Below are 21,066 nucleotides of genomic sequence, written 5' to 3' on the forward strand. Positions count from 1 at the left end.
TTTAAATGCCGAACAGCTTAGAGCTTTATCACCTGCGAGGAGAGGGGAAGACACTTGACTATGAACAGATTAAGAGTAGTGAGGAAGTGAAAGGGATTGATCTAGATTTGTTATTACGTTGCATCAATATGGTGAATCATGTAGATGCTATTAAAACATTTCAAAAGGCGCTGCAAAACTAATGTTTTATGGTATATTGTTATCATGGGAAAATGTGTGCGCCTGTAGCTATAGAATTCGCGATCGCACAGGTTGAATCAGTCGCATCGGCTACAGGAAAGTGTTGCAGGATTTTAGCGATCGCGTGAGACCATGAAGCGGGCAAGCACAACAGGTTTAAACAGAACCCAAGCCCGATCGCATAGAGATACATTACCTTTTGCTGGGCTAAATTTCTTGGTGACAGGCTTCCCCGAGAGTGGATGAATTACTCTACATTGATCAATTGTTCAATGTCCTTAAATCAGGGAAAAATGTTATGATTTAAGTATCTTCATTAAATTCGTACCGTTTAACTCAAAAATGTCAAAGGAAAATATAGCCACTGTCATTAAAATTTTAGAATCTCTCCCTGATGCACAGCAGGAGCGAATTATTGAACATTTACGGGACTATATTGCTGATATTGAAGATGAATTAAAGTGGGAGCAATCTTTTCGGAAAACACAAAATAAGTTAGTAGAAGCAGCGAAACTGGCGAAACAACAAATTGCTCAAGGACAGGGGCTTTTCATCCCTCTTTACACTTTAAATGTATTAACGGGACTTAAACAAAAATCAACGCCAAATAAAGCCCAAACTGGCTTTATAAGCGACAAATACGTCCCTATTTTCGTTTAACCAAGCGATAAAAGCACTTGACATTGCTGTACGAAATGCTTCTAAAGCATCAGTAAAACTCCTCAAAGGTTTATTTGCCCATTGCCTTCGGAGTCCTCCTGTTAACTTCTGCCACAAGATAAAGCTATAGGCACAAAATACTAATATAAAATGGCGTTCTAAGCTGGTTTTTACTCGAACTTGATATTCCTTTAGACCTAACCAGCCCTTCGCTTCTCTATAAAATACCTCTACCCAATTTCTTTGAGAATAAGTTTTAGCGACCCATTCTTCTGTTACTTTTTCCTTTTCTACGTTAGTGATTAAATAGTCAATATCTGTCGCCTTTTCAAAACAATTTGCATTCATGACGATAGCAAATGTTTTGTAGTGTTCTTGACGACCTGTACGAGCCTCAACTATTGCTACCCAAACGGTTTTCGGTTTATCTAGATTTAAATTTACTGGCTTGAAAGCCTCTGATGGTAAGCTTTTTGCTATTTCATCTAATCGAATACCTTCACAATTTTCACGCTCAAGTCTTCTGTACACTTTCCGGTTTTTCGCTACACCTCCGATATACTTCAACTTTTTTTCTTCTAATTGCTGCAAGAAACCTTTATTGTTTCCATAGCCGGAATCTATTAAGACAATTCCTGGTCGATATCCTCGCGATAAAGTTTTTTCTATTAACTCCATCGCCAGTTCAGGTTTTTTCTTAAATTCTTTGTCTTCTTTTCCCTCTGGCAACGAACTGGCTGGTTGATATAATTCTATATCTAATGGTAAATTCTTTTTCCCATCATACAAATGAGTTGTTACTGTAACTACACCATTATCTGTTTTTCCGATTTCTCCAATATACTGTCGTCCTACTCCCGCCGTGAAGTTTCCACTTTTTCGGTGTCCTGTATCATCGACAATTAGCGCAAATCCTCTACTAATTCGGCTTTGAGAACATTTGTTCATTACTGAAAGACGCACTTCATTTACTTCACTCGCTTTCCAAGGCGCTTCTGTTATGAAGTGATGCAACCGATTATAAACTATTTTTATATTGTTTTCGGCTATTTGAGATAGGTTTTTCCTCTCACTTTCTCCTAACAATCCTCCTAAATAATTTCTAAATTCTCTTTTTTGGGCTTTGGTTTTAAAGCAATGGTCAAATCTTTGACACCATTTATCAAAGCAATTAGGCATCGCTGCTGGATGAGTCTCTTTCATGTCAAGTCCAGAAAACGTGAAAGACTTGCTACAAATACATTATAACCTGTTTTAGTTCTTTTTTTCGTTCAAGTCCCATTAATCGCGATCAAGATATTTGGTCAGTGAGAATTACCCGAAATTACCGAGCTATTGGAATTTTACAAGAATTTTACAAAAGGATACAGTAACCTGGTTTTGGATTGGGAGTCATGATAACTATGAACAGTTTTTTGGGTAAAATTGGAAGCGAGTTGCGCGATCGCACCCATAAAAATGCCGAATGTCCTACTATCATGAGAGAATAATAGGAATTCCCCTCCTAATAAAAGTCCCCCAAACATCATGGTAGATTGCCGCAACATCGCTATTGCCCTTCTCCCCCTGCTGGGACTAACTACCCTTGCGCCCCAAACCCTTGCCCAATCTATCACGCCAGCCGCTGATGGCACGGGTACAATGATTCAACAGGAGGGTAATACCTACACGATTACGGGGGGTACACAAGTTGACTCTAAGGTATTCCACTCCTTTGGGGAACTCGGACTTTCGCCTAACGAAATTGCCAACTTTCTCTCCAATCCGACTATCCAAACCATTTTCGGGCGAGTTACTGGGGGAAACCCTTCGATTATCCAAGGGTTACTCCAAGTCACCGGGGGCAATAGTAACCTACTGCTGATGAACCCCGCCGGGATTGTGTTTACTCAAGGGGCAAGTTTTAACATTCCTGGCAGTTTAACGGTTACCACTGCTGATGCTATTGGTTTTGAGAGTGGCTTCTTTCCGGCGACAGGCAATGTTAACTATCAAAATCTGGTTGGTGCGCCGAATACATTTGTTTTTACGGGTAATAATGGCAGTATTGTCAATGCGGCTGAACTTGACTTTAACCAAGGAAACTTGGCTTTAATCGGGAGTAGTGTCATTAATACCGGAACCCTCAGCACCGCCAACGGGACAATTACGGTTACGGCTGTACCCGAAAATAGAACGGTGAGGATTAATCAAGCGGGGATGGTGTTGGGCTTAGAAATTAGTCCGGCTGATTTGGAGAGTGGTATTCAGGCGACAGACTTAGCGAGGTTACTCACGGGTTCCAATCTTCAAGACGACACAGGAATCAGTGTTGATGCCAACGATGAACTCAGGTTAACAGATACCAATCATCCCCTAGATACGGCGGGTAATGTGACAATTGCGGGTCAGGTTGAAGGCAATCAAGTCCATCTGGCGGCGGCGAATCAGGTTAACCCCATTGGCAACCCCGAAACCCTTATTCGCACGAATAACGGGGAATACAGCGCCCCTACTGTTACTCGGTTTGCCGCTAATCCAACGGATGCTAACAGCTACATTTTCCTAGATGCAACTGTCCCTGACTACAGTAATTTACTCTTCGGGGGTGAGGCGGGAACGACGACGGTGGTGGTTACGCCGAATGAAAATGGGATTGAGACGATTACTCAAACCCTAACCACACCTGGACTGAGTTTAGTCGATGCGCTGCATATTGTTTCCGAAGGGAGTGAGGGGAATTTCTGGTTAGGGAATGCTTTTGTAGATAGTAACACGATCGGTCAATATCAACCTCAAATTGCGACGTGGAATCAGGGATTGAATGTAGGGGCAGATATTTTACTCTATGCCTGTTTTGTGGCATTGGGGAGTAGTGGTGACGCTTTGCTGAATACCCTGGCACGTTACACGGGGGTAGATGTGGCGGGTTCTACGAATCTGACTGGGTTCGGGGGAGATTGGCAGTTAGAACGGAGTGTGGGGGAGATTGAGGCGACTGCACCGTTTGAGGGGAATGTGTTGGCAAATTATGGGGATACGTTACAGGTATTTACAACTACGAATGGGAATGATGCTGGGATAGGTTCACTGCGACAAGCGCTTCTGGATGCTAATGCTGTTGATGGAGATGATCAGATTCGCTTTATACCTGGGTTAACTGAAGTAACGCTGACATCCGATGAGTTATCTATTGATACCAGGAATGGGGATTTGATAATTGATGGTAATTCCGGTGGTGCGAGTAATGTCATTGTTGAACGCCGTGCTGTCACCGATATTCGCATTCCTCGCCCTTACCTCCCCGCCGCACAACAGCTTTATCAATGGTTAGTTGCTCCCATTGAAGCGGAGTTAAATACCCACCAAATTGATACCATTTCCCTTCTCGTCGATAGTGGCTTACGTTCCCTACCCATGGCAGTACTGCATGATGGGGAGCAATTTCTCTTGGAGAAATACAATGTTAATTTAATGCCCAGTATCTCCTTAACCGATACGCGCTATGTGGATGTAAAGAATCTGGCAGTATTGGCGATGGGGGCATCTGAATTTACCGATCAAAATCCCTTACCTGCCGTTCCGGTAGAGTTAGCAACAATTACTGAGAAACTCTGGCAGGGTCAATCGTTTCTCAATTCCACCTTTACGCTCCAACAACTGAAAGCCGCTCGGAATCAAACCCCCTTTGGCATTCTGCATCTAGCCACCCATGGTGAATTTAAATCAGGGAAACCTGAAAACTCTTATATTCAGTTTTGGCAGACCAAGTTAGCCCTTGACCAAATCCGAGAACTGGGATTAAATAACCCCCCAGTGGAACTAATGGTATTAAGCGCCTGTCGCACCGCTTTAGGAGATGAAGAGGCGGAGTTAGGATTTACCGGATTAGCGGTACAAGCTGGGGTTAAATCTGCCTTGGGAAGTCTCTGGTACGTGAGTGATGAAGCCACATTGGGATTAATGACAACTTTTTATTCCCAATTAAAACAAGTGCCGATTAAAGCTGAAGCATTACGACAAACACAGTTAGCGATGATTCGGGGTGAAGTGCGACTTGAAAAGGGTCAACTGATTACGCCGAATCGTACCATTCCTTTACCGCCCCAGTTGGCTGAATTACCAGATAAAGAACTAACTCATCCTTATTATTGGAGTGCATTTACGTTAGTAGGAAGTCCTTGGTAAAACAGGCGATGGCTACATTGAAACGAGACAAAGCTATCTTAACCTTATAAATATGGCGTACAGCGATTTTACTACCCTCAGCAAAGTCAGAACAACATTTAACCTAACTATAAACGAAACCAGCCGCCTTTTTCCTGACATTGCTCCTCTTGAACCCAGCGACTACCTCAAAACCACGCTGCATGAATTTTTACCTCTTGCTAATGCTATTAACACAGAAAAAGCACGTTCTGAATTAATTATTGCCCCCGTTTTATTAGAAGTCCGGCGACACTTTAACTTTCAAGTCGGCTTCTTTTCTGGCACAGATTTCAACGTAGACCAAACTGTTGGACTCAATGGATACTGTGATTATATTCTCACCGCTTCCCCAGAAATGTATGAAATATATGCCCCAGTCGTTACCCTTGTAGAAGCTAAGAACGAAAATATTAAAAGTGGTTTAGGACAATGCATTGCTGAAATGGTGGCTGCCCAGCGCTTCAATCAACAAAAGGAAATTCCAATTGATGTTATCTATGGCGCTGTTACCACAGGAATGATTTGGAAGTTTATCAAGTTGGTTAATCAAACAGCTTTTATTGATTTAAACGATTACTTTATTAAAGAAGTTAATCAAATATTAGGAATATTATCGACTCCCTTGGCTCAACATCTATCCCATAGAGATGAGCTGTGAACTCATCCACCATGCCATCGACATCGACTCCTGCCGCGCGCGATCGACTTCTGCACGACTTCTGCCCAGTTTACACTTGATATCACCGACTCGGTTAACCTTCAGATAAGCCAGCAACGTCGAAGCATCCAAAACGACTGTCATTCTGTAGCTTCCTTTTTCGCGGCTTCGCAACGTTCAGCGATCAACTCATCGACTAAACGGCGATTTTTGGACACCTGTGCGAACCGTGCCTTCAATTGTTGCTTAATCGTCTCCGGCTTTTCCAGTACCAACCGCCTCCCTGCTCACGAGCAATCAGCCTATCCCCTTCCTCAAATCCCAATAACCGCCACAACGCCACCGGAATTACCAACCACGCCTCAACTGCACGTCTCAACTGCTAGGATGGGAAGCAATACGCTAGACTAAGGTTTACGTCATACCGATGTTCCCCACCCATCTAGATGGTTGTTGTTTTAAGCCATTTGGATCACTTGGCTAATATCCTAAATCATGCCATTGGGGATTGCCATAGCCAAGTATTTTCGATAAGATTAGTCTCCCCATCGAAAGAGCTTCATTTTAGAACCAAAGTTGCTGACCCTTCTGGGTCTGCAGTTTAGTGGCTGATGCTACTCCGTCTGCCAACCGTATATATAAAAATATTAGGACAACCACGCCAACTGGACACGAGATGACTCACACAATGATCACTAGAGAGCGAATTAACGTCAATTATTTCTGTATTTTTCAGTTTTTCAATGGAACTGGCGATGACGTAGCCGACTTGGATAGAACTGAGATTTTGCCGCACTGGTAATCAATGTCTAGTTACCGTAAGGTGGGCGAGAACAACTAACGATAAGACAAGGGTTTCAAGATTTATACCCCTTGCCAACCTTACCTCTAATGACGAATGACCAATAACGAATGACCAATAACACCAGGAACTATATTATGACAAACAGGAGCATCAACCTAAATCAACAGCATCAATCTTGGAATCGAGACGATGTAGCCTATCCAGGACAACGATGGTTAGTTGAAGAACGGGATGCTTGCGGCGTTGGCTTTATCGCCTCAGTCGCAGGTGTCGCTAGCCATGAACTGATTGAACAGGCACTTTCTGCTTTAACCTGTTTAGAACATCGCGGCGGCTGTAGCGCTGACCGAGATTCGGGTGACGGCGCTGGCTTAATGACGGCTATTCCTTGGGGCTTGTTTACGTCTTGGTTTGAGGAAGAAGGAATCACCATGCCACCAACCGATCAGTTGGCGGTGGGTATGGTATTTTTACCCCAAGATGGGACATTGGCGACTAAAGTGCGGGAAATTGTTGCCGGAGTCTTTAAACAAAACGGTTTTACTGTATTGGGTTGGCGTGTCGTTCCCCTAAACGAGTCGGTTGTTGGACCCCAAGCCCTAGACAATCAACCACACATTGAGCAAATTATTGTTAGCTGCCCCAATCAGCCTGGGGATGATCGGGAACGTCTCCTTTATAAGACACGCCGTCGCATCGGCAATGCTTTAGAAGCGGATGGCACCCTCCATTGGTCCGATGATTTATATATTTGCTCCCTATCGAGTCGCACAATTGTCTATAAAGGCATGGTGCGTTCGGCGGTACTGGGTGAATTTTATCTGGACTTAAAACATCCTGAATTTCAAAGCCCCTTTGCTGTTTATCATCGCCGTTTTAGTACCAATACTCTACCCAAATGGCCCCTAGCGCAACCGATGCGGTTATTGGGACATAATGGGGAAATTAATACCCTGCTGGGTAATATTAACTGGATGAAGGCAAGGGAGGCGGATTTATCGCATCCGGTATGGGGGAATGAAATCGAAGATCTCAAGCCCACCGTTGATCCGGATAATAGTGACTCAGCTACTCTAGATAATATCTTTGAGTTACTCGTGCGATCGCGTCGCTCTCCTTTGGAAGCCTTGATGATCATGGTTCCCGAAGCGTACAAAAATCAACCGGATTTGCAGGATCATCCAGAAATTGTTGATTTTTACGAATATTACAGTGGCATTCAAGAACCTTGGGATGGTCCGGCGCTGTTAGTCTTTAGTGATGGTCAAGTGGTGGGTGCAACCCTAGACCGGAATGGACTGCGACCTGCCCGTTATAGTATTACTCGGAATGGTTATGTCGTCGTCGCCTCAGAAGCTGGAGTCGTAGACTTACCCGAAGCGGAAATCGTGGAAAAGGGTAGACTAGGACCTGGACAGATGATTGCTGTGGATTTAGCCAACCACGAAATTCTCAAAAACTGGGAGATCAAACAGCGAGTTGCCCAACGCTTACCCTACGGAGACTGGCTAAAACAGCATCGTCAGGTTTTATCCTCTCAACCTTTTACGGATAATCCCCAACTAGACGCCCAGACGTTACTACAGCAGCAAACCGCCTTTGGTTATACGGCTGAGGATTTGGATATGATCCTGGAACCGATGACCACTCAAGGGAAAGAAGCCACGTTTTGTATGGGGGATGATACTCCCTTAGCCATTCTCTCCGATAAGCCACGTTTGCTTTATGACTATTTTAAACAGCGCTTTGCCCAGGTAACCAATCCACCGATTGACCCCTTGCGGGAAAGCCTGGTTATGTCCTTGAGTATAGAACTGGGTCAACGGGGTAATCTGCTAGATGCCAAACCAGAGTATGCCCAACTGCTGAAACTGAAAACCCCTGTGCTGAATGAAGTGGAGTTAAATGCGGTAAAAACCTCTGGATTTGCCACCACAGAACTCTCAACTTTATTTGAAATTAGCGCAGGTCCGGATGGGCTAAAAAATGCCATTGACCAATTGTGTGACCAAGCCGATCAAGCTGTGAAATCTGGCTCAAAAGTCCTGATTTTGAGCGATAAAATTGGCGGGGGTGTGGGTGAAACAACCAGTTATATTCCCCCGTTATTAGCAGTCGGGGCGGTTCACCATCATCTGATTCGCGAAGGGTTGCGGATGAAAGCATCCCTAATTGTGGAAACGGCACAATGTTGGAGTACTCATCATTTTGCTTGTTTAATTGGTTATGGGGCTTCAGCAATTCATCCCTATTTGGCATTGGAATCCGTGCGTCAGTGGTGGTCTAATCCCAAGACGCAGAAACTGATGGATCGGGGTAAAATTGAGCCGCTGACGATTGAAGAGGCACAGAAAAATTACCGTAAGGCGGTGGAAGCGGGTTTATTGAAAATCCTCTCTAAAATGGGGATTTCTTTACTGTCGTCTTACCAAGGGGCGCAGATTTTTGAAGCCCTAGGAATTGGTGCAGAGGTATTAGATTTAGCCTTTCGCGGTACAACCTCCCGCTTGGGTGGTTTGAATTTGGCAGAATTGGCACAGGAAGTGATGGCTTTCCATCAACGGGCGTTCCCCGATTTGACGGGTAAGAAACTGGAAAATTTTGGCTTTATCCAGTATCGTCCCGGTGGGGAATATCACATGAATAGCCCGGAGATGGCAAAGGCGCTGCATAAAGCCGTGGCGTCTTTTAAGGGTCAAGGTTCGTCGGTCAAAAACTCAAACGGCAAAACCGACAACGAACAGACAGCCTATGACCACTATGAGGTCTATAAAAAATACCTCAAAGAGCGCCCAGTCACGGCGTTACGGGATTTGTTAGACTTCAGGAGCGATCGCGCCCCTATCCCGATCGAGGAGGTAGAACCTGTCGCTGAGATTGTCCAGCGCTTCTGTACCGGTGCGATGTCCTTGGGTTCCCTGTCGCGGGAAGCACATGAAACCTTGGCAATTGCCATGAATCGGATTGGCGGGAAGTCAAATTCCGGTGAAGGTGGGGAAGACCCCGTTCGGTTTAAAATCCTGGATGATGTGGATGATCAAGGAAATTCGCCCACATTGCCTCATCTTAAAGGGCTGCGAAATGGGGATACAGCGAGTTCTGCGACCAAACAGGTAGCCTCAGGGCGCTTTGGTGTAACGCCAGAGTACCTGATGAGTGGCAAACAATTGGAAATTAAAATGGCTCAGGGTGCGAAACCCGGAGAAGGGGGACAGTTACCGGGGAAAAAGGTGAGTCCTTATATTGCTATGCTGCGGCGCTCTAAAGCTGGTGTACCGCTGATTTCACCACCCCCCCACCACGATATCTATTCGATTGAAGACCTCGCCCAACTGATTTTTGACCTGCATCAAATTAATCCAGAGGCGAAGGTGTCGGTAAAATTGGTAGCAGAAATTGGCATTGGTACGATCGCAGCGGGTGTGGCTAAGGCAAATGCTGATGTGATCCAAATTTCTGGTCATGATGGTGGAACCGGCGCATCTCCCTTAAGTTCGATTAAACATGCGGGTGTTCCTTGGGAATTGGGTGTCACTGAGGTACATCGAGCGCTGATGAGGAATCAATTGCGCGATCGCGTGATTTTACGGGCAGATGGCGGCTTCAAAACCGGCTGGGATGTAGTCATGGCGGCGTTAATGGGCGCGGAAGAATATGGCTTTGGTTCTGTGGCGATGATTGCTGAAGGCTGTATCATGGCGCGAATTTGTCACACGAATAACTGTCCGGTTGGGGTGGCGACACAGCAGGATCATTTGCGGAAGCGGTTTATCGGGATACCAGATCATGTGGTCAACTTTTTCTACTTTGTTGCCGAAGAAGTGCGATCGCTCCTGGCACGGTTAGGGTATCGTAAGTTAGACGAGGTAATCGGTCGGGCGGATTTATTGCAGCAACGAGAGGATGTGGCGTTAACTAAGACGTCCACCGTATCGGTGAAATGCTTAACTGATTTACCCGATACGCGCACAGATCGTTCCTTCCTCAACCATGAGCAGGTTCATAGTAATGGATCGGTTCTCGATGATCAGCTATTGGCTAATCCAGAGATTCAAGCCTGCATCGCCAACCAAGGTACAATCACCAAAGACGTAGCGGTATTGAATACTGATCGCAGTGTCGGGACACGTCTAGCGGGCGCGATCGCGAAAAAATACGGCAATAATGGCTTTGAAGGGCAAATTACCCTCAACTTCAAGGGCGCAGCCGGACAAAGCTTTGGTGCCTTTAATTTACCTGGAATCACCCTACGCCTAGTTGGGGAAGCCAATGATTATGTGGGTAAAGGGATGCATGGGGGTGAAATTATTATCACGCCTCCGAGGGAGGTGACATACGACCCAGCAGAAAACGTGATTGTCGGTAATACCTGCCTCTACGGTGCCACAGGCGGTACTTTATTTGCCAATGGCTGGGCGGGTGAACGATTCGGCGTCCGCAATTCTAAAGGTCAAGCCGTGATAGAAGGCGCTGGCGATCACTGCTGTGAATACATGACAGGTGGTGTGATTGTGGTTTTAGGTCGTGTCGGGCGCAATGTCGGTGCGGGGATGACTGGAGGGTTAGCCTACTTCTTGGATGAAAATGGTCAATTCCCCGCAAAAGTCAACCCCGAAATTGTGAAGATGCAACGGGTAACCACATCGGCTGGGGAACAGCAGCTAAAAGCCCTGATTCAAGCCCATGTTGACCGCACCGGAAGTGCTAAAGCCAAGACAATTCTGGAAAATTGGTCGGACTTCTTACCGAAATTCTGGCAAGTGGTGCCACCCTCGGAGGAAGATACCCCAGAAGCCAATCCCGATGCGGTGGCACAACGGGAGTTAAGTCCAGTTCAATAAAACCTCGTAGAGACGTTGCATGCAACGTCTCTACAGTTCCCGAATGCTAGAACCGTCAAGTTTTCACCAATCCTTTTTGAATCGCCAGAACAGCGGCTTGGGTGCGATCGCGCACGTCTAATTTTTGTAAAATGGCATGAAAAATCACAAATCTTCAATCCACTTGCTCCGGGTCAATACCCAACTCTCTCAACCGCTGTGCCAACCTTTCTGCCCGTTGTCGTTCAGCTTCTGCCCGTTGTTCAGCGTCTTGGACTCGTTGTTGAGCCTTTTCTAGGCGTCGTTGAATCTCCACATAACTGGCAAATGGGTTCCCATCAGGACGATAAAGCTGCAACTGTTCCCCAGACAAATCAAAGCGAATACCCAGTCGGGGACTCACCCAATTATTCATCTCGTCAATTACATCCAAACGAGACTCAGAACGCAACCAACCACTCAAATCATTTTTATCCGGATCATACAGATAGTATTCCTCAACACCATAGCGATCGTAAAAGACCTGCTTCTTATTCATTTCCGTTAAGGTATTACCAGGAGAGAGAATTTCAAACACTACCTGCGGCGCGATATTCCCCTCATTCCACTGCTGGTAGGAACCTCTATCGCCCTTGGTAACACCAAAGACAATCATCAAATCAGGGGCTTGACGAATTTTATTATTTCCTTGAACGGGATACCATAACAAATCCCCCGCAACAAACACATTGGCATCATCAGCGAAGAGCCACTCTAAATTGTAGTAGATGATCGTAATCCAGCGAAATTGCTTGGTATTGTCTGCCATCGGTTGACCATCACTTTCCGGGTAAATGACATCTTCTTTTGTCTGATCCTCTAGTCGAAAAACCATAACCCTACTCTCCATTCAAGACTGTCTAAGGCTGCTAGTTGAGAAGCGATCGCTTTATTTTAGACAGTTACGTTTTCACTAATCCTTTTTGAATTGCCAGAACAGCAGCTTGGGTGCGATCGCGCACGTCCAATTTTTGTAAAATGGCATGAACATGAACCCTGACTGTCCCTGTGGCAATATGTAGGAGTTCCCCAATTTCTTGATTACTCTTACCCGCCGCAATCAGCGCCAGAATTTCCTGTTCCCGCTGAGTCAGAGGATTGGCGGACGATTCATCAGTAGATTGGGCAACCTCCGGAGTTTGTTCTCCCACAGCGGCGCGAATTTCACTGGTACTGGTTTTGTCCCACCACGACGCCCCCACCGCCACAGAACGCAGTGCTAAGATTAATACTTCTGCTTCAATGCCTTTGAGACAGTATCCAGAAGCCCCCGCTGCAATTAGCCGCTCAATTAGAGGTTTCTGGGAATGAGAGGTTAAAACTAAAATCGGTAATTCTGGATGTTGCTGCTTAATTTGACGGCAAGCTTCCACACCACCAATTCCTGGTAGTCCCACATCCAACAGTACAGCATCGGGTAGATACTGATTGGTTAATTCCACCGCCGTCTCGCCATCTACCGCCTCTGCGACAATTTCTAATCCGGGTTCTTGCTGCAATCGCGTCGATAGTCCTAAGCGGAACAGTTCATCATCTTCTACGAGTAGAATTCGCATTCGTTATCAATGGATAATTAATAATTGATAATTGACAATTGATTCATTGGGTCTAAGACCTCTTCGTTTACGAAGAAATTTAAAAAGATTTTCATTAATTTCAATCCTCTTCTTTTAAGGAGAGGTCATTATCCATTGTTCATTATCCATTGTCAATTTGTGAATTGTCATTTGTTTATGTCATACCAAATCCGCCTTTATTGCTCCCTGTAAGAGGCGATTGAAATCGCTGCTATACAAACAAAGTCCGCCTGCGCGGACTGGGTTATAACGGGGGTAGCTAACCCTGATTTGGTATTATTCATCATTCGTCTTTAACATAAGCAGGCAGTTGAAACCCAAACAGCGCTCCTTTTGGTTTTCGGTTCTCTGCCCAAATTGTACCGCCATGGGCTTCAATAATCTGCCTCGTCAGGTATAGTCCTAGTCCCGAACCTGTGGCTTGGCGATTGGTGTGTCCTTGATAAAATCGCTCGAATAGGTGAGGTAATTCTTCCTCTGTAATGCCTTGTCCGCTGTCAAGCATCCTGACAACTTGATACTCTCCCAAGGATGCCAGTCTCACTTCGACTTTGCCGCCACGGGGGGAATGGTTGATGGCATTAACGAGTAAATTGGCAAACACTCGCTGCAATTGTAAAGCATCCCCATTCACCCATAAAGAACGGCGAAAGTCCGATTCACTATGATTCAAGAGGATATGTACCCGACGGCTGGCGGCTAAATCGGTGAAGGTGGCAATCACTTCCTCTGCTAACGCGACTAAATTTACAGGTTGGCGTTGGAGTTTTAGCCCCTCGGCATCATTACGATAAACATCCAGCAACGTCTGGATGAGTTGTAATGAAGCATGATGAGACCGATTCATCATCCTCAGCACTTTTTCTTGAGGTGGCGTTATCGTGCCAAATTGACCACCCTCAAACAATTTTATCGTTTCAATCGCTCCCAAGAGGGGGGTTTTCAGGTCATGGGTGAGAGTAGACACAAAATCTTCGCGAATACTGGCGAGTTGGGTTTGGGCTTGCAACTGGGCTTTGTGTCGCGCGATCGCTTCTTCATAGCGGCGGTTGCGATCGCTTAACCAACCTGTCGCGACTAATGCCATCACCGCAATGAATCGATTGGCGACTGTTGCTGGATTGGTTAATTCTAAAGTGGGAACCACCAGATTTAAAAGCGTTAGCACAGAGGCTATCAGCGTGACTTGCAGGGTTGCTGAACGATTTAAGCGGGGGTTCGCCAGCAAAATTGGTCCGGTGTACAGATAGCCAAACACGTAGTCTGAGGGTGTGGCATACTCCAAGGCAATCACCACAGCAAACGTCCCAGCTATCAGCCAACAGGTTTTGTGGTACTGGTTTTGAGGGAAAAATTTCGGTTTTAGAGCCAGTAATCGGCGCAACATTATAATTCGCTTTGTTTATTTTATCCAAGCCTATCGATTACTCCTAATCTAGCCTAAACTTAGTGTTCAGATATCAACTATATCTCCAAGTATATATCTTTAATTAGACCCAGATATTCATTAAATATAAATCCGCATATAATCCGATAAATTTAAGCCATTATTGAAAAAACAAATAAATTTATACTCGATGGATGATGTGCATTTTCTTCTCAGCGTTAATAATTAAATTATTGAAAACTCGCTCACCGTTCCCAGAACAGCTATCGATGCAAAACCATGTTTACATTGTCAATCCACCTGATTCACCATCAAATTCAATGGTATAGCCGCCAATTCGGTATGAATTTTTCGGTTCTGCCGATACCCAAAGAATGCCTACTCCTGAATACGGTGAGACTCACCCATGGAATTGCCTCCACAATTGAAGCAGCAATGAATTACGGACAGGACTTTCTGTTGATCGCTTTGTCCGACGCGATCGCCTCTATTTACGAAGTCCTAAATGACAACAGTGATGCCCTATTCCCGTCGGACTGGATTCGTCCCTTACAAAGGACAAATGATAAATAGGGAGCATGTTAACGCAAGTAGGTTGGGTCTTTAGAACGAAACCCAACGCCACCATTACCGTGAACATGACGTGCTTTCCATGACATGCACCCGATAAATAACGTAGCTTGCTTCTTTTCGGAAGCGAGTATAACGATCACCGCCGTTAAACTTTATTCTCCCCACCTACTGATTTATGTTACAAGGCTTTTTTCAAATTGCCATAATCTTAGCAATATTAGTGGCAATTGTTCCCTTTTTTGGCACCTATATGGCGAGAGTGTTCTTGAGTGAGAGAACCATTCTCGACCCAATCCTGACACCGATTGAACGAGTCATTTATAAGCTAATTGGAATCCGCCCGCAACGAGATATGAGCGGTTGGCAGTATGCCAAAGGCGTGCTGTACAGCAACCTCGCCATGTTTGTCCTGGTGTATTTAATCTTCATGCTTCAGGGTATTCTACCTCTGAATCCCACAGAATTAGATGCACCGAGTTGGGATTTAGCCCTACACACGGCGATTTCCTTTGTCACCAACACCAATCAGCAGCATTACTCTGGCGAAACCACATTCAGTTATGCCTCTCAAATGCTAGCGCTGGGGTATTTAATGTTTACCTCAGCCGCGACAGGTTTGGCAGTAGGAATCGCATTTATCCGAGGGTTAACAGGTAGATCATTAGGGAACTTCTATGTCGATTTAACCCGATCAATCACCCGAATTTTACTGCCGATTTCTCTAGTTGGGGGATTAGTCTTACTCATCCTCGGTATCCCAGAAACCTTAGCTGGATCTGCGGTTGCCACCACCTTAGAAGGTGCCACCCAATACATTGCCAGAGGTCCAGTTGCTCACTTTGAAATTATTAAAGAACTGGGCGAAAACGGGGGAGGATTTTTTGGCATCAACTCAGCCCATCCCTTTGAAAATCCCAACGGTGCGTCTAACCTGATTGAAACGATTATCATGTTGGTTATTCCCGCCGCACTCATTTACACCTACGGCATCTTTACTAATAACAAAAAGCAAGGCTGGTTACTCTTTGGCATGGTCTTTTTGATCTATACCGTCCTGATTGTCGTTGCTGCCATGGGTGAGTATCAAGGCAATCCCTTAGTCAACAATCGTTTAGGCGAACTGACAACAAACTTAGAAGGAAAAGAAGTGCGCTTTGATTGGGCATTAACAGCACTTTGGGCAGTGTCTACCACAGGAACGATGTGTGGTGCAGTGAACGGAATGCATGATTCATTGATGCCACCCGGAGGTTTTACCACCTTATTCAATATGTTCCTACAAATTGTTTGGGGGGGTCAAGGAACGGGAACTGCCTATCTGTTTACCTTCTTAATCTTGACGGTATTTCTCACCGGATTGATGGTGGGGCGAACCCCCGAACTCTTTGGACGCAAGATTGAAAAGCGGGAAATTATTCTGGCGAGTGTGATTTTGCTAGTCCACCCGATTATGATTTTGATTCCTGGTGCGATTAGTATTTCCTTCGCTGATACGGTGGGTTTGCCAGAGGTAGAAACCCTAGCCGGAATTACGAATCCCGGCTTTCACGGCATCTCCCAAGTTATTTACGAATATGCCTCTGCCGCCGCCAATAACGGGTCAGGATTTGAAGGATTAGCTGATGGTACGTTGTGGTGGAATTTGACAGCCAGCATTAGCCTCTTGGCAGGACGCTACATTCCCATTATTGCCCTATTGCTGTTAGCCGACAGTATGTACCGTAAACAGCCTGTACCCGAAACAACAGGTACGCTGCGGACAGATACGGGATTGTTTACCGGTGTAACGGCTGGCGTGATTCTCATCCTTGGCGCCCTCACCTTCTTCCCCGTACTTGCCCTTGGACCGATTGCCGAAGCCTTTCAAATTGCCGCTGGCGGTTAATATTCAGCCTTTCATCGCCCTGACTAAACCCATTCATTATCCATTGTTACGGTATGAAAACGAAACAACCTCTGGAAACACCCCAAAAACAACCTCGCCGTCGTGAAAACCGACAGCAAAATAAACGACAACAGCGAGTGAATACAAAAGGACTCTACAAACGCGCGTTAGGGGATGCCTTCGTCAAGCTGAACCCCCGCGTGATGATGAAAAACCCAGTCATGTTTGTGGTTTGGGTGGGTACAATTATCACCATTTTGCTGGCGCTATATCCGAGTTTATTTGGTCCGGTTCCTGGAGACAATCAGCGCTTATTTAATAGTCTGGTTGCCATCATTCTCTTACTCACTCTTCTATTTGCCAATTTTGCCGAAGCCGTGGCAGAAGGGCGGGGTAAGGCACAGGCAGATTCCTTGCGTTCCACTCAATCCGATACCGTCGCCCGGAAACTTTTGCCTGATAATACGGTGGTAGAGGTGAGTTCCACCGAATTGCATAAAGGTGAAACCATTAAAGTGATTGCCGGTGACATCATTCCCGCCGATGGGGAAGTGATTGAAGGGGTGGCTTCGGTTGATGAATCCGCTATTACTGGGGAATCAGCCCCGGTTCTCAAGGAACCCGGTTCAGATGTGGCAAGTTCTGTGACAGGGGGAACCCGGATTCTATCTGATGAACTGATTATCCGGGTAACGGCAGAGCCCGGTCAAGGATTCCTGGATAGGATGATTGCTTTGGTGGAAGGGGCAGAACGCAGCAAGACGCCGAATGAGATTGCTTTAACGGTGTTGTTGGCGGTTCTTACCCAGGTGTTTTTAATTGTAGTCGTTACAATTCCCTCAATTGCTAATTATGTGGGTTCACCAGTGGGCGTGGTTACCTTAATTGCCCTATTGGTGGCGCTAATTCCGACAACAATTGGCGGATTACTCAGCGCGATTGGTATCGCCGGGATGGATAGAGTTGCCCAGTTTAACGTAGTAGCCACCTCGGGACGGGCAGTGGAAGCCTGTGGTGATGTGAATACTTTGGTTCTGGATAAAACTGGCACGATTACCCTGGGGAACCGCTTGGCTGAGGAGTTCATTCCCGTAAATGGTCACTGCGTTGTCGAGGTTGCCGATGTCGCATTAGCTGCCAGTATCTTTGATCAGACGCCGGAAGGCAAGTCGATTGTGAAACTGGCACATCATATTGGTTCAGCCATCACCTTTGACCGCAACGCGGCGGAAGGGGTAGAGTTTACGGCGAAAACTCGTATGAGTGGCACAAATCTCCCCAATGGGGACGAGGTACGCAAAGGCGCCGTGGATGCGATTAAGGGATTTGTGCGGTCTCGAGGCGGTCAATTTGCATCTGACTTAGATGAAGCTTACGAACGGGTTTCTCGCTTAGGAGGTACTCCCTTGGCGGTTGCCTGTGGTGAGGATATTTATGGCGTAATTTACCTCAAAGATATCATCAAACCGGGAATGCGCGATCGCTTTGACCAGTTGCGACGCATGGGGGTTAAGAGTGTGATGCTGACTGGGGATAACCGAATTACCGCCTCGGTGATTGCCCAAGAAGCCGGAGTGGATGACTTTATTGCCGAAGCGACACCGGAAGATAAAATCGCCGTGATTCAACAGGAACAAGCGGCGGGTAAATTGGTGGCGATGACGGGGGATGGGACGAATGACGCCCCAGCCTTGGCACAGGCAAATGTGGGATTAGCCATGAATTCTGGCACGCAAGCGGCAAAGGAAGCGGCGAATATGGTGGATTTAGATTCTGATCCGACTAAGTTAATTGATTTGGTCACTATTGGCAAACAGTTGCTGATTACGCGGGGGGCGTTAACTACCTTTTCTTTGGCAAATGATATCGCTAAATATTTTGCGATTATACCCGCCATGTTTGCGGCTGTTGGTATTGGCAATCTCAATATTATGGGGTTAGCCAGCGCTCAATCTGCCATATTAGCGGCGCTGATTTACAATGCCTTGATTATTCCTGCTTTAATTCCTTTGGCATTAAAAGGTGTGAAGTTTAGACCCTTAAGTGCCAATCAATTATTGCGACGAAATATATTGATTTACGGGTTAGGGGGAATTGTTGCACCGTTTATCGGAATTAAAGGGATTGATTGGTTAATAGCGGCTGTTGGATTGGCGTAGCACCACTATTTAAAAAGGAGATAACAGATGAAACCAGGGAAGGATTTAAACGAAATTGTACCTAGAGACGTGAGTGAACTGATTGAGTTAGTCCAAGAACAGTGGCAAGGCAATCGCTTACCGATTCAACTCTTTCTACTAATGTGCTTAAATCTCGCGATCGCGCCAGCCGTCTATGCCACGACAGGGAATGAAATTACCCGCCAAGCGGCTTATGCGATCGGCATTTTGGGCATTGTCACTCTGGGACTATCCGTGTACTTATTTGTAGTTATTTTTCAACCGGAGCGATTTTAATCATGTGGAAAGAACTTGTTGAAGAAATTCGGAGTAGAATAGCCAATTGGCGAATCAAGCGTCAGTGGCGGCATGTATGGTTAGAACGGTATCAGAAGAAACACCAGAAAAAACAATCAAAGACATCTGAACCGAACCAGCCGAATAAAATCTGTCAATTCCGTTAATTTGCCTCAGAAATAGGGGGAGCATCTTGCTCCCTTAACCTACCCTACCAGCACTACCCATTCATCATTCAAAACCATGTCTGTCATTCGAGAAACGATTACAGGAATTCGTGCCACGTTAGTTTTGTGGATTTTGACCGCCCTAATTTATCCCTTTTTGATGATTTTTATCGGTCAAGTATTTTTTCCCTATCAAGCCAATGGCAGTTTGATTACCAATAACCAAGGACAAGTCATCGGTTCAGCGTTGATTGGTCAATCTTTCTCCTCTGAACAATATTTCTGGAGTCGTCCCAGTACCGTAAACTACTCTGAAGGGGAAGATGCGGCACCAACTGGTATTTCGGGTGCGAGTAATTTAGCACCCAGTAATCCAGAATTAATCATACGAGTTCAGGAAACCATTGATCAACTTCAGGAAGCAGGAATTGAGTCAACGGCTGATTTAGTTTATGCCTCTGGTTCGGGTTTAGATCCGCATATTAGCATTGAGGCAGCCAGAAGACAAATTGAGCGGGTTTCCCAGGCACGTTCCCTAGAAACCAATCAAGTCGAGACTCTCATTCGTCAATATACAGACAGTCGATTTCTCGGCATCTTTGGTGAACCCGGAGTGAATGTTTTAAGGCTGAATTTGGCACTCGATGCGCTGTAATCGATAAACCTCAAGGGAATATATATTCCTACAGTATAGGTCATGAAACTGCGAACAAAAATTCTAGCGGGTTATGGTGCTACCTTACTATTAGTTGTTCTCGTTTGTGGCTGGGGTGTGGTTAATCTTCGCCGTCTAGGTAAAACGAGTGAAGCCATTCTTAGGGAAAACTACCGTAGCATTCTGGCAAAGGAAGTAAGTTTACATTTACATTACCCATTTTTAAGCAGCTCCACATTTAATTTTCCTGAATTTTCTAGCCACGACAATCACTTTATCTGCAAAACAATTCACGTTAAATATGGAATTAATTACTCCTTATATCACGCCAACAAAGGAAACAAAAACGATGAATAATGCCAACATTTTAATTGTGGATGATGAAAAAAACATTCGACTAACCATTGCTCAGTCATTAGACCCATTAGGGTATCAGGTAGGAACAGCAGACAATGGAGAGGATGCTCTATTACAGTTACAATCTCAAGAATATGATCTGATTCTGTTAGACCTAAAAATGCCAGGAATGAATGGATTAGAAGTGCTGCGACGTGCTATCGAGATACATCCAGATATTAAAGTTATCATTATTTCCGCACATGGCACGATTGAAGATGCTGTTGAAGCGATGAAGCTAGGCGCTGTCGATTTTTTGCAAAAGCCGTTTACTCCTAAAGAACTGCGTGATCTTGTTTTCCAGGTTTTAGAGATTGAATCCTCTAAAACCAATGAATCATCTAGCTATAAAAAGGAAATAAATATTGCCAAAAAATGGCGGCGTAAACGGCAATTCAACAAAGCAATTGTCCATGTTAAACAAGCCATTGGTTTAGATCCATCTCTACCCGATGCCTTTAATATGTTGGGTGAATTACAGGAAATTGAAGGCGAGTTATTGGAAGCGTTAAAAAATTACCGAGTTGCTCTAGACCTTGATCCCACCTACAAACCGGCACAAGCGAACCTCAAACGAGCCACACAATCCCCCAAAAGCCGTCCTCCGTTGAGTTAACGCC

Annotated in this window: 18 protein-coding genes and 1 pseudogene; 13 read left to right on the forward strand and 6 right to left on the reverse strand. The window is 45.4% G+C overall.

The annotated features are described in order from the left end of the window. Positions 1-5: 5 nt before the first annotated feature. Together RID09_RS11345 and RID09_RS11350 are read left to right on the forward strand one after the other, a co-directional pair. On the forward strand, positions 6-182 hold the full coding sequence (locus RID09_RS11345) for a hypothetical protein (RefSeq protein ID WP_446336051.1): 177 nt from the start codon (positions 6-8) through the stop codon (positions 180-182). Between the two features lie 340 nt (positions 183-522). Then, positions 523-840, forward strand: a complete 318-nt coding sequence (locus RID09_RS11350) for a hypothetical protein (protein WP_446336052.1) — start codon at positions 523-525, stop codon at positions 838-840. On the opposite strand, the gene RID09_RS11355 is transcribed toward RID09_RS11350, so the two are convergent. Beyond that, the gene (locus RID09_RS11355; protein ID WP_446336053.1) at positions 778-2,043 is read right to left on the reverse strand and encodes an IS701 family transposase; all 1,266 of its coding nucleotides are present in this window, start codon (positions 2,041-2,043) and stop codon (positions 778-780) included. The genes RID09_RS11350 and RID09_RS11355 overlap by 63 nt on opposite strands. A gap of 324 nt (positions 2,044-2,367) precedes the next feature. On the opposite strand from RID09_RS11355, the gene RID09_RS11360 reads away from it, so the two are divergent. Together RID09_RS11360 and RID09_RS11365 are read left to right on the forward strand one after the other, a co-directional pair. Continuing rightward, a complete protein-coding gene (locus RID09_RS11360) occupies positions 2,368-5,007 on the forward strand; it encodes a CHAT domain-containing protein (protein WP_446336054.1) in 2,640 nt (879 codons plus the stop codon). Positions 5,008-5,059: 52 nt separating this feature from the next. Beyond that, positions 5,060-5,686: a hypothetical protein gene (locus RID09_RS11365; RefSeq protein ID WP_446336055.1), complete on the forward strand. Its 627-nt coding sequence runs from the start codon at positions 5,060-5,062 to the stop codon at positions 5,684-5,686. Between the two features lie 235 nt (positions 5,687-5,921). Here the strand turns inward: RID09_RS11365 and RID09_RS11370 are convergent, their stop codons facing one another. Continuing rightward, the gene (locus RID09_RS11370; protein WP_446336056.1) at positions 5,922-6,065 is read right to left on the reverse strand and encodes a hypothetical protein; all 144 of its coding nucleotides are present in this window, start codon (positions 6,063-6,065) and stop codon (positions 5,922-5,924) included. A gap of 560 nt (positions 6,066-6,625) precedes the next feature. Here RID09_RS11370 and RID09_RS11375 point away from each other — a divergent pair. Continuing rightward, the gene (locus RID09_RS11375; RefSeq protein WP_446336102.1) at positions 6,626-11,332 is read left to right on the forward strand and encodes a glutamate synthase-related protein; all 4,707 of its coding nucleotides are present in this window, start codon (positions 6,626-6,628) and stop codon (positions 11,330-11,332) included. 55 nt (positions 11,333-11,387) lie between these two features. Here RID09_RS11375 and RID09_RS11380 read toward each other — a convergent pair. The 4 genes and pseudogenes from RID09_RS11380 to RID09_RS11395 form a co-directional block, all read right to left on the reverse strand. After that, a pseudogene (locus RID09_RS11380) lies at positions 11,388-11,471 on the reverse strand (DNA-binding response regulator); the annotation flags it as partial. Positions 11,472-11,486: 15 nt separating this feature from the next. Beyond that, the gene (locus RID09_RS11385) at positions 11,487-12,185 is read right to left on the reverse strand and encodes a Uma2 family endonuclease (protein WP_446336057.1); all 699 of its coding nucleotides are present in this window, start codon (positions 12,183-12,185) and stop codon (positions 11,487-11,489) included. Between the two features lie 67 nt (positions 12,186-12,252). Then, positions 12,253-12,906, reverse strand: a complete 654-nt coding sequence (locus tag RID09_RS11390) for a response regulator transcription factor (RefSeq protein WP_446336058.1) — start codon at positions 12,904-12,906, stop codon at positions 12,253-12,255. Between the two features lie 304 nt (positions 12,907-13,210). Further along, entirely contained in the window at positions 13,211-14,314 is a 1,104-nt protein-coding gene (locus RID09_RS11395; RefSeq protein ID WP_446336059.1) for a sensor histidine kinase, read from the reverse strand. A 279-nt stretch (positions 14,315-14,593) separates the two neighbouring features. Here RID09_RS11395 and RID09_RS11400 point away from each other — a divergent pair, with 279 nt between their 5' ends. From RID09_RS11400 to RID09_RS11435, 8 genes are all read left to right on the forward strand, one after another. Further along, the gene (locus tag RID09_RS11400; protein WP_446336060.1) at positions 14,594-14,887 is read left to right on the forward strand and encodes a hypothetical protein; all 294 of its coding nucleotides are present in this window, start codon (positions 14,594-14,596) and stop codon (positions 14,885-14,887) included. A gap of 175 nt (positions 14,888-15,062) precedes the next feature. Further along, complete coding sequence (gene kdpA, locus RID09_RS11405; protein ID WP_446336061.1) at positions 15,063-16,772, forward strand: potassium-transporting ATPase subunit KdpA; 1,710 nt, start codon at positions 15,063-15,065, stop codon at positions 16,770-16,772. A gap of 53 nt (positions 16,773-16,825) precedes the next feature. Next, complete coding sequence (gene kdpB / locus RID09_RS11410; protein WP_446336062.1) at positions 16,826-18,931, forward strand: potassium-transporting ATPase subunit KdpB; 2,106 nt, start codon at positions 16,826-16,828, stop codon at positions 18,929-18,931. Positions 18,932-18,958: 27 nt separating this feature from the next. After that, positions 18,959-19,228: a K(+)-transporting ATPase subunit F gene (gene kdpF, locus RID09_RS11415; RefSeq protein WP_446336063.1), complete on the forward strand. Its 270-nt coding sequence runs from the start codon at positions 18,959-18,961 to the stop codon at positions 19,226-19,228. Between the two features lie 2 nt (positions 19,229-19,230). Further along, positions 19,231-19,395, forward strand: coding sequence for a hypothetical protein (locus tag RID09_RS11420; RefSeq protein WP_446336064.1), 165 nt, complete (start codon positions 19,231-19,233; stop codon positions 19,393-19,395). Positions 19,396-19,471: 76 nt separating this feature from the next. Next, positions 19,472-20,050, forward strand: a complete 579-nt coding sequence (gene kdpC / locus RID09_RS11425) for a K(+)-transporting ATPase subunit C (protein ID WP_446336065.1) — start codon at positions 19,472-19,474, stop codon at positions 20,048-20,050. A 42-nt stretch (positions 20,051-20,092) separates the two neighbouring features. Next, positions 20,093-20,407, forward strand: a complete 315-nt coding sequence (locus tag RID09_RS11430) for a CHASE3 domain-containing protein (RefSeq protein WP_446336066.1) — start codon at positions 20,093-20,095, stop codon at positions 20,405-20,407. Then, positions 20,400-21,062 (forward strand): response regulator, encoded by a 663-nt coding sequence (locus tag RID09_RS11435; RefSeq protein ID WP_446336067.1) that lies wholly within the window; start codon positions 20,400-20,402, stop codon positions 21,060-21,062. Before RID09_RS11430 ends, RID09_RS11435 begins: the two co-directional genes overlap by 8 nt. Positions 21,063-21,066: the final 4 nt, after the last annotated feature.

Origin of the sequence: Coleofasciculus sp. G1-WW12-02 (assembly GCF_040219735.1) — a bacterium.
Taxonomy (GTDB): domain Bacteria; phylum Cyanobacteriota; class Cyanobacteriia; order Cyanobacteriales; family Coleofasciculaceae; genus Coleofasciculus.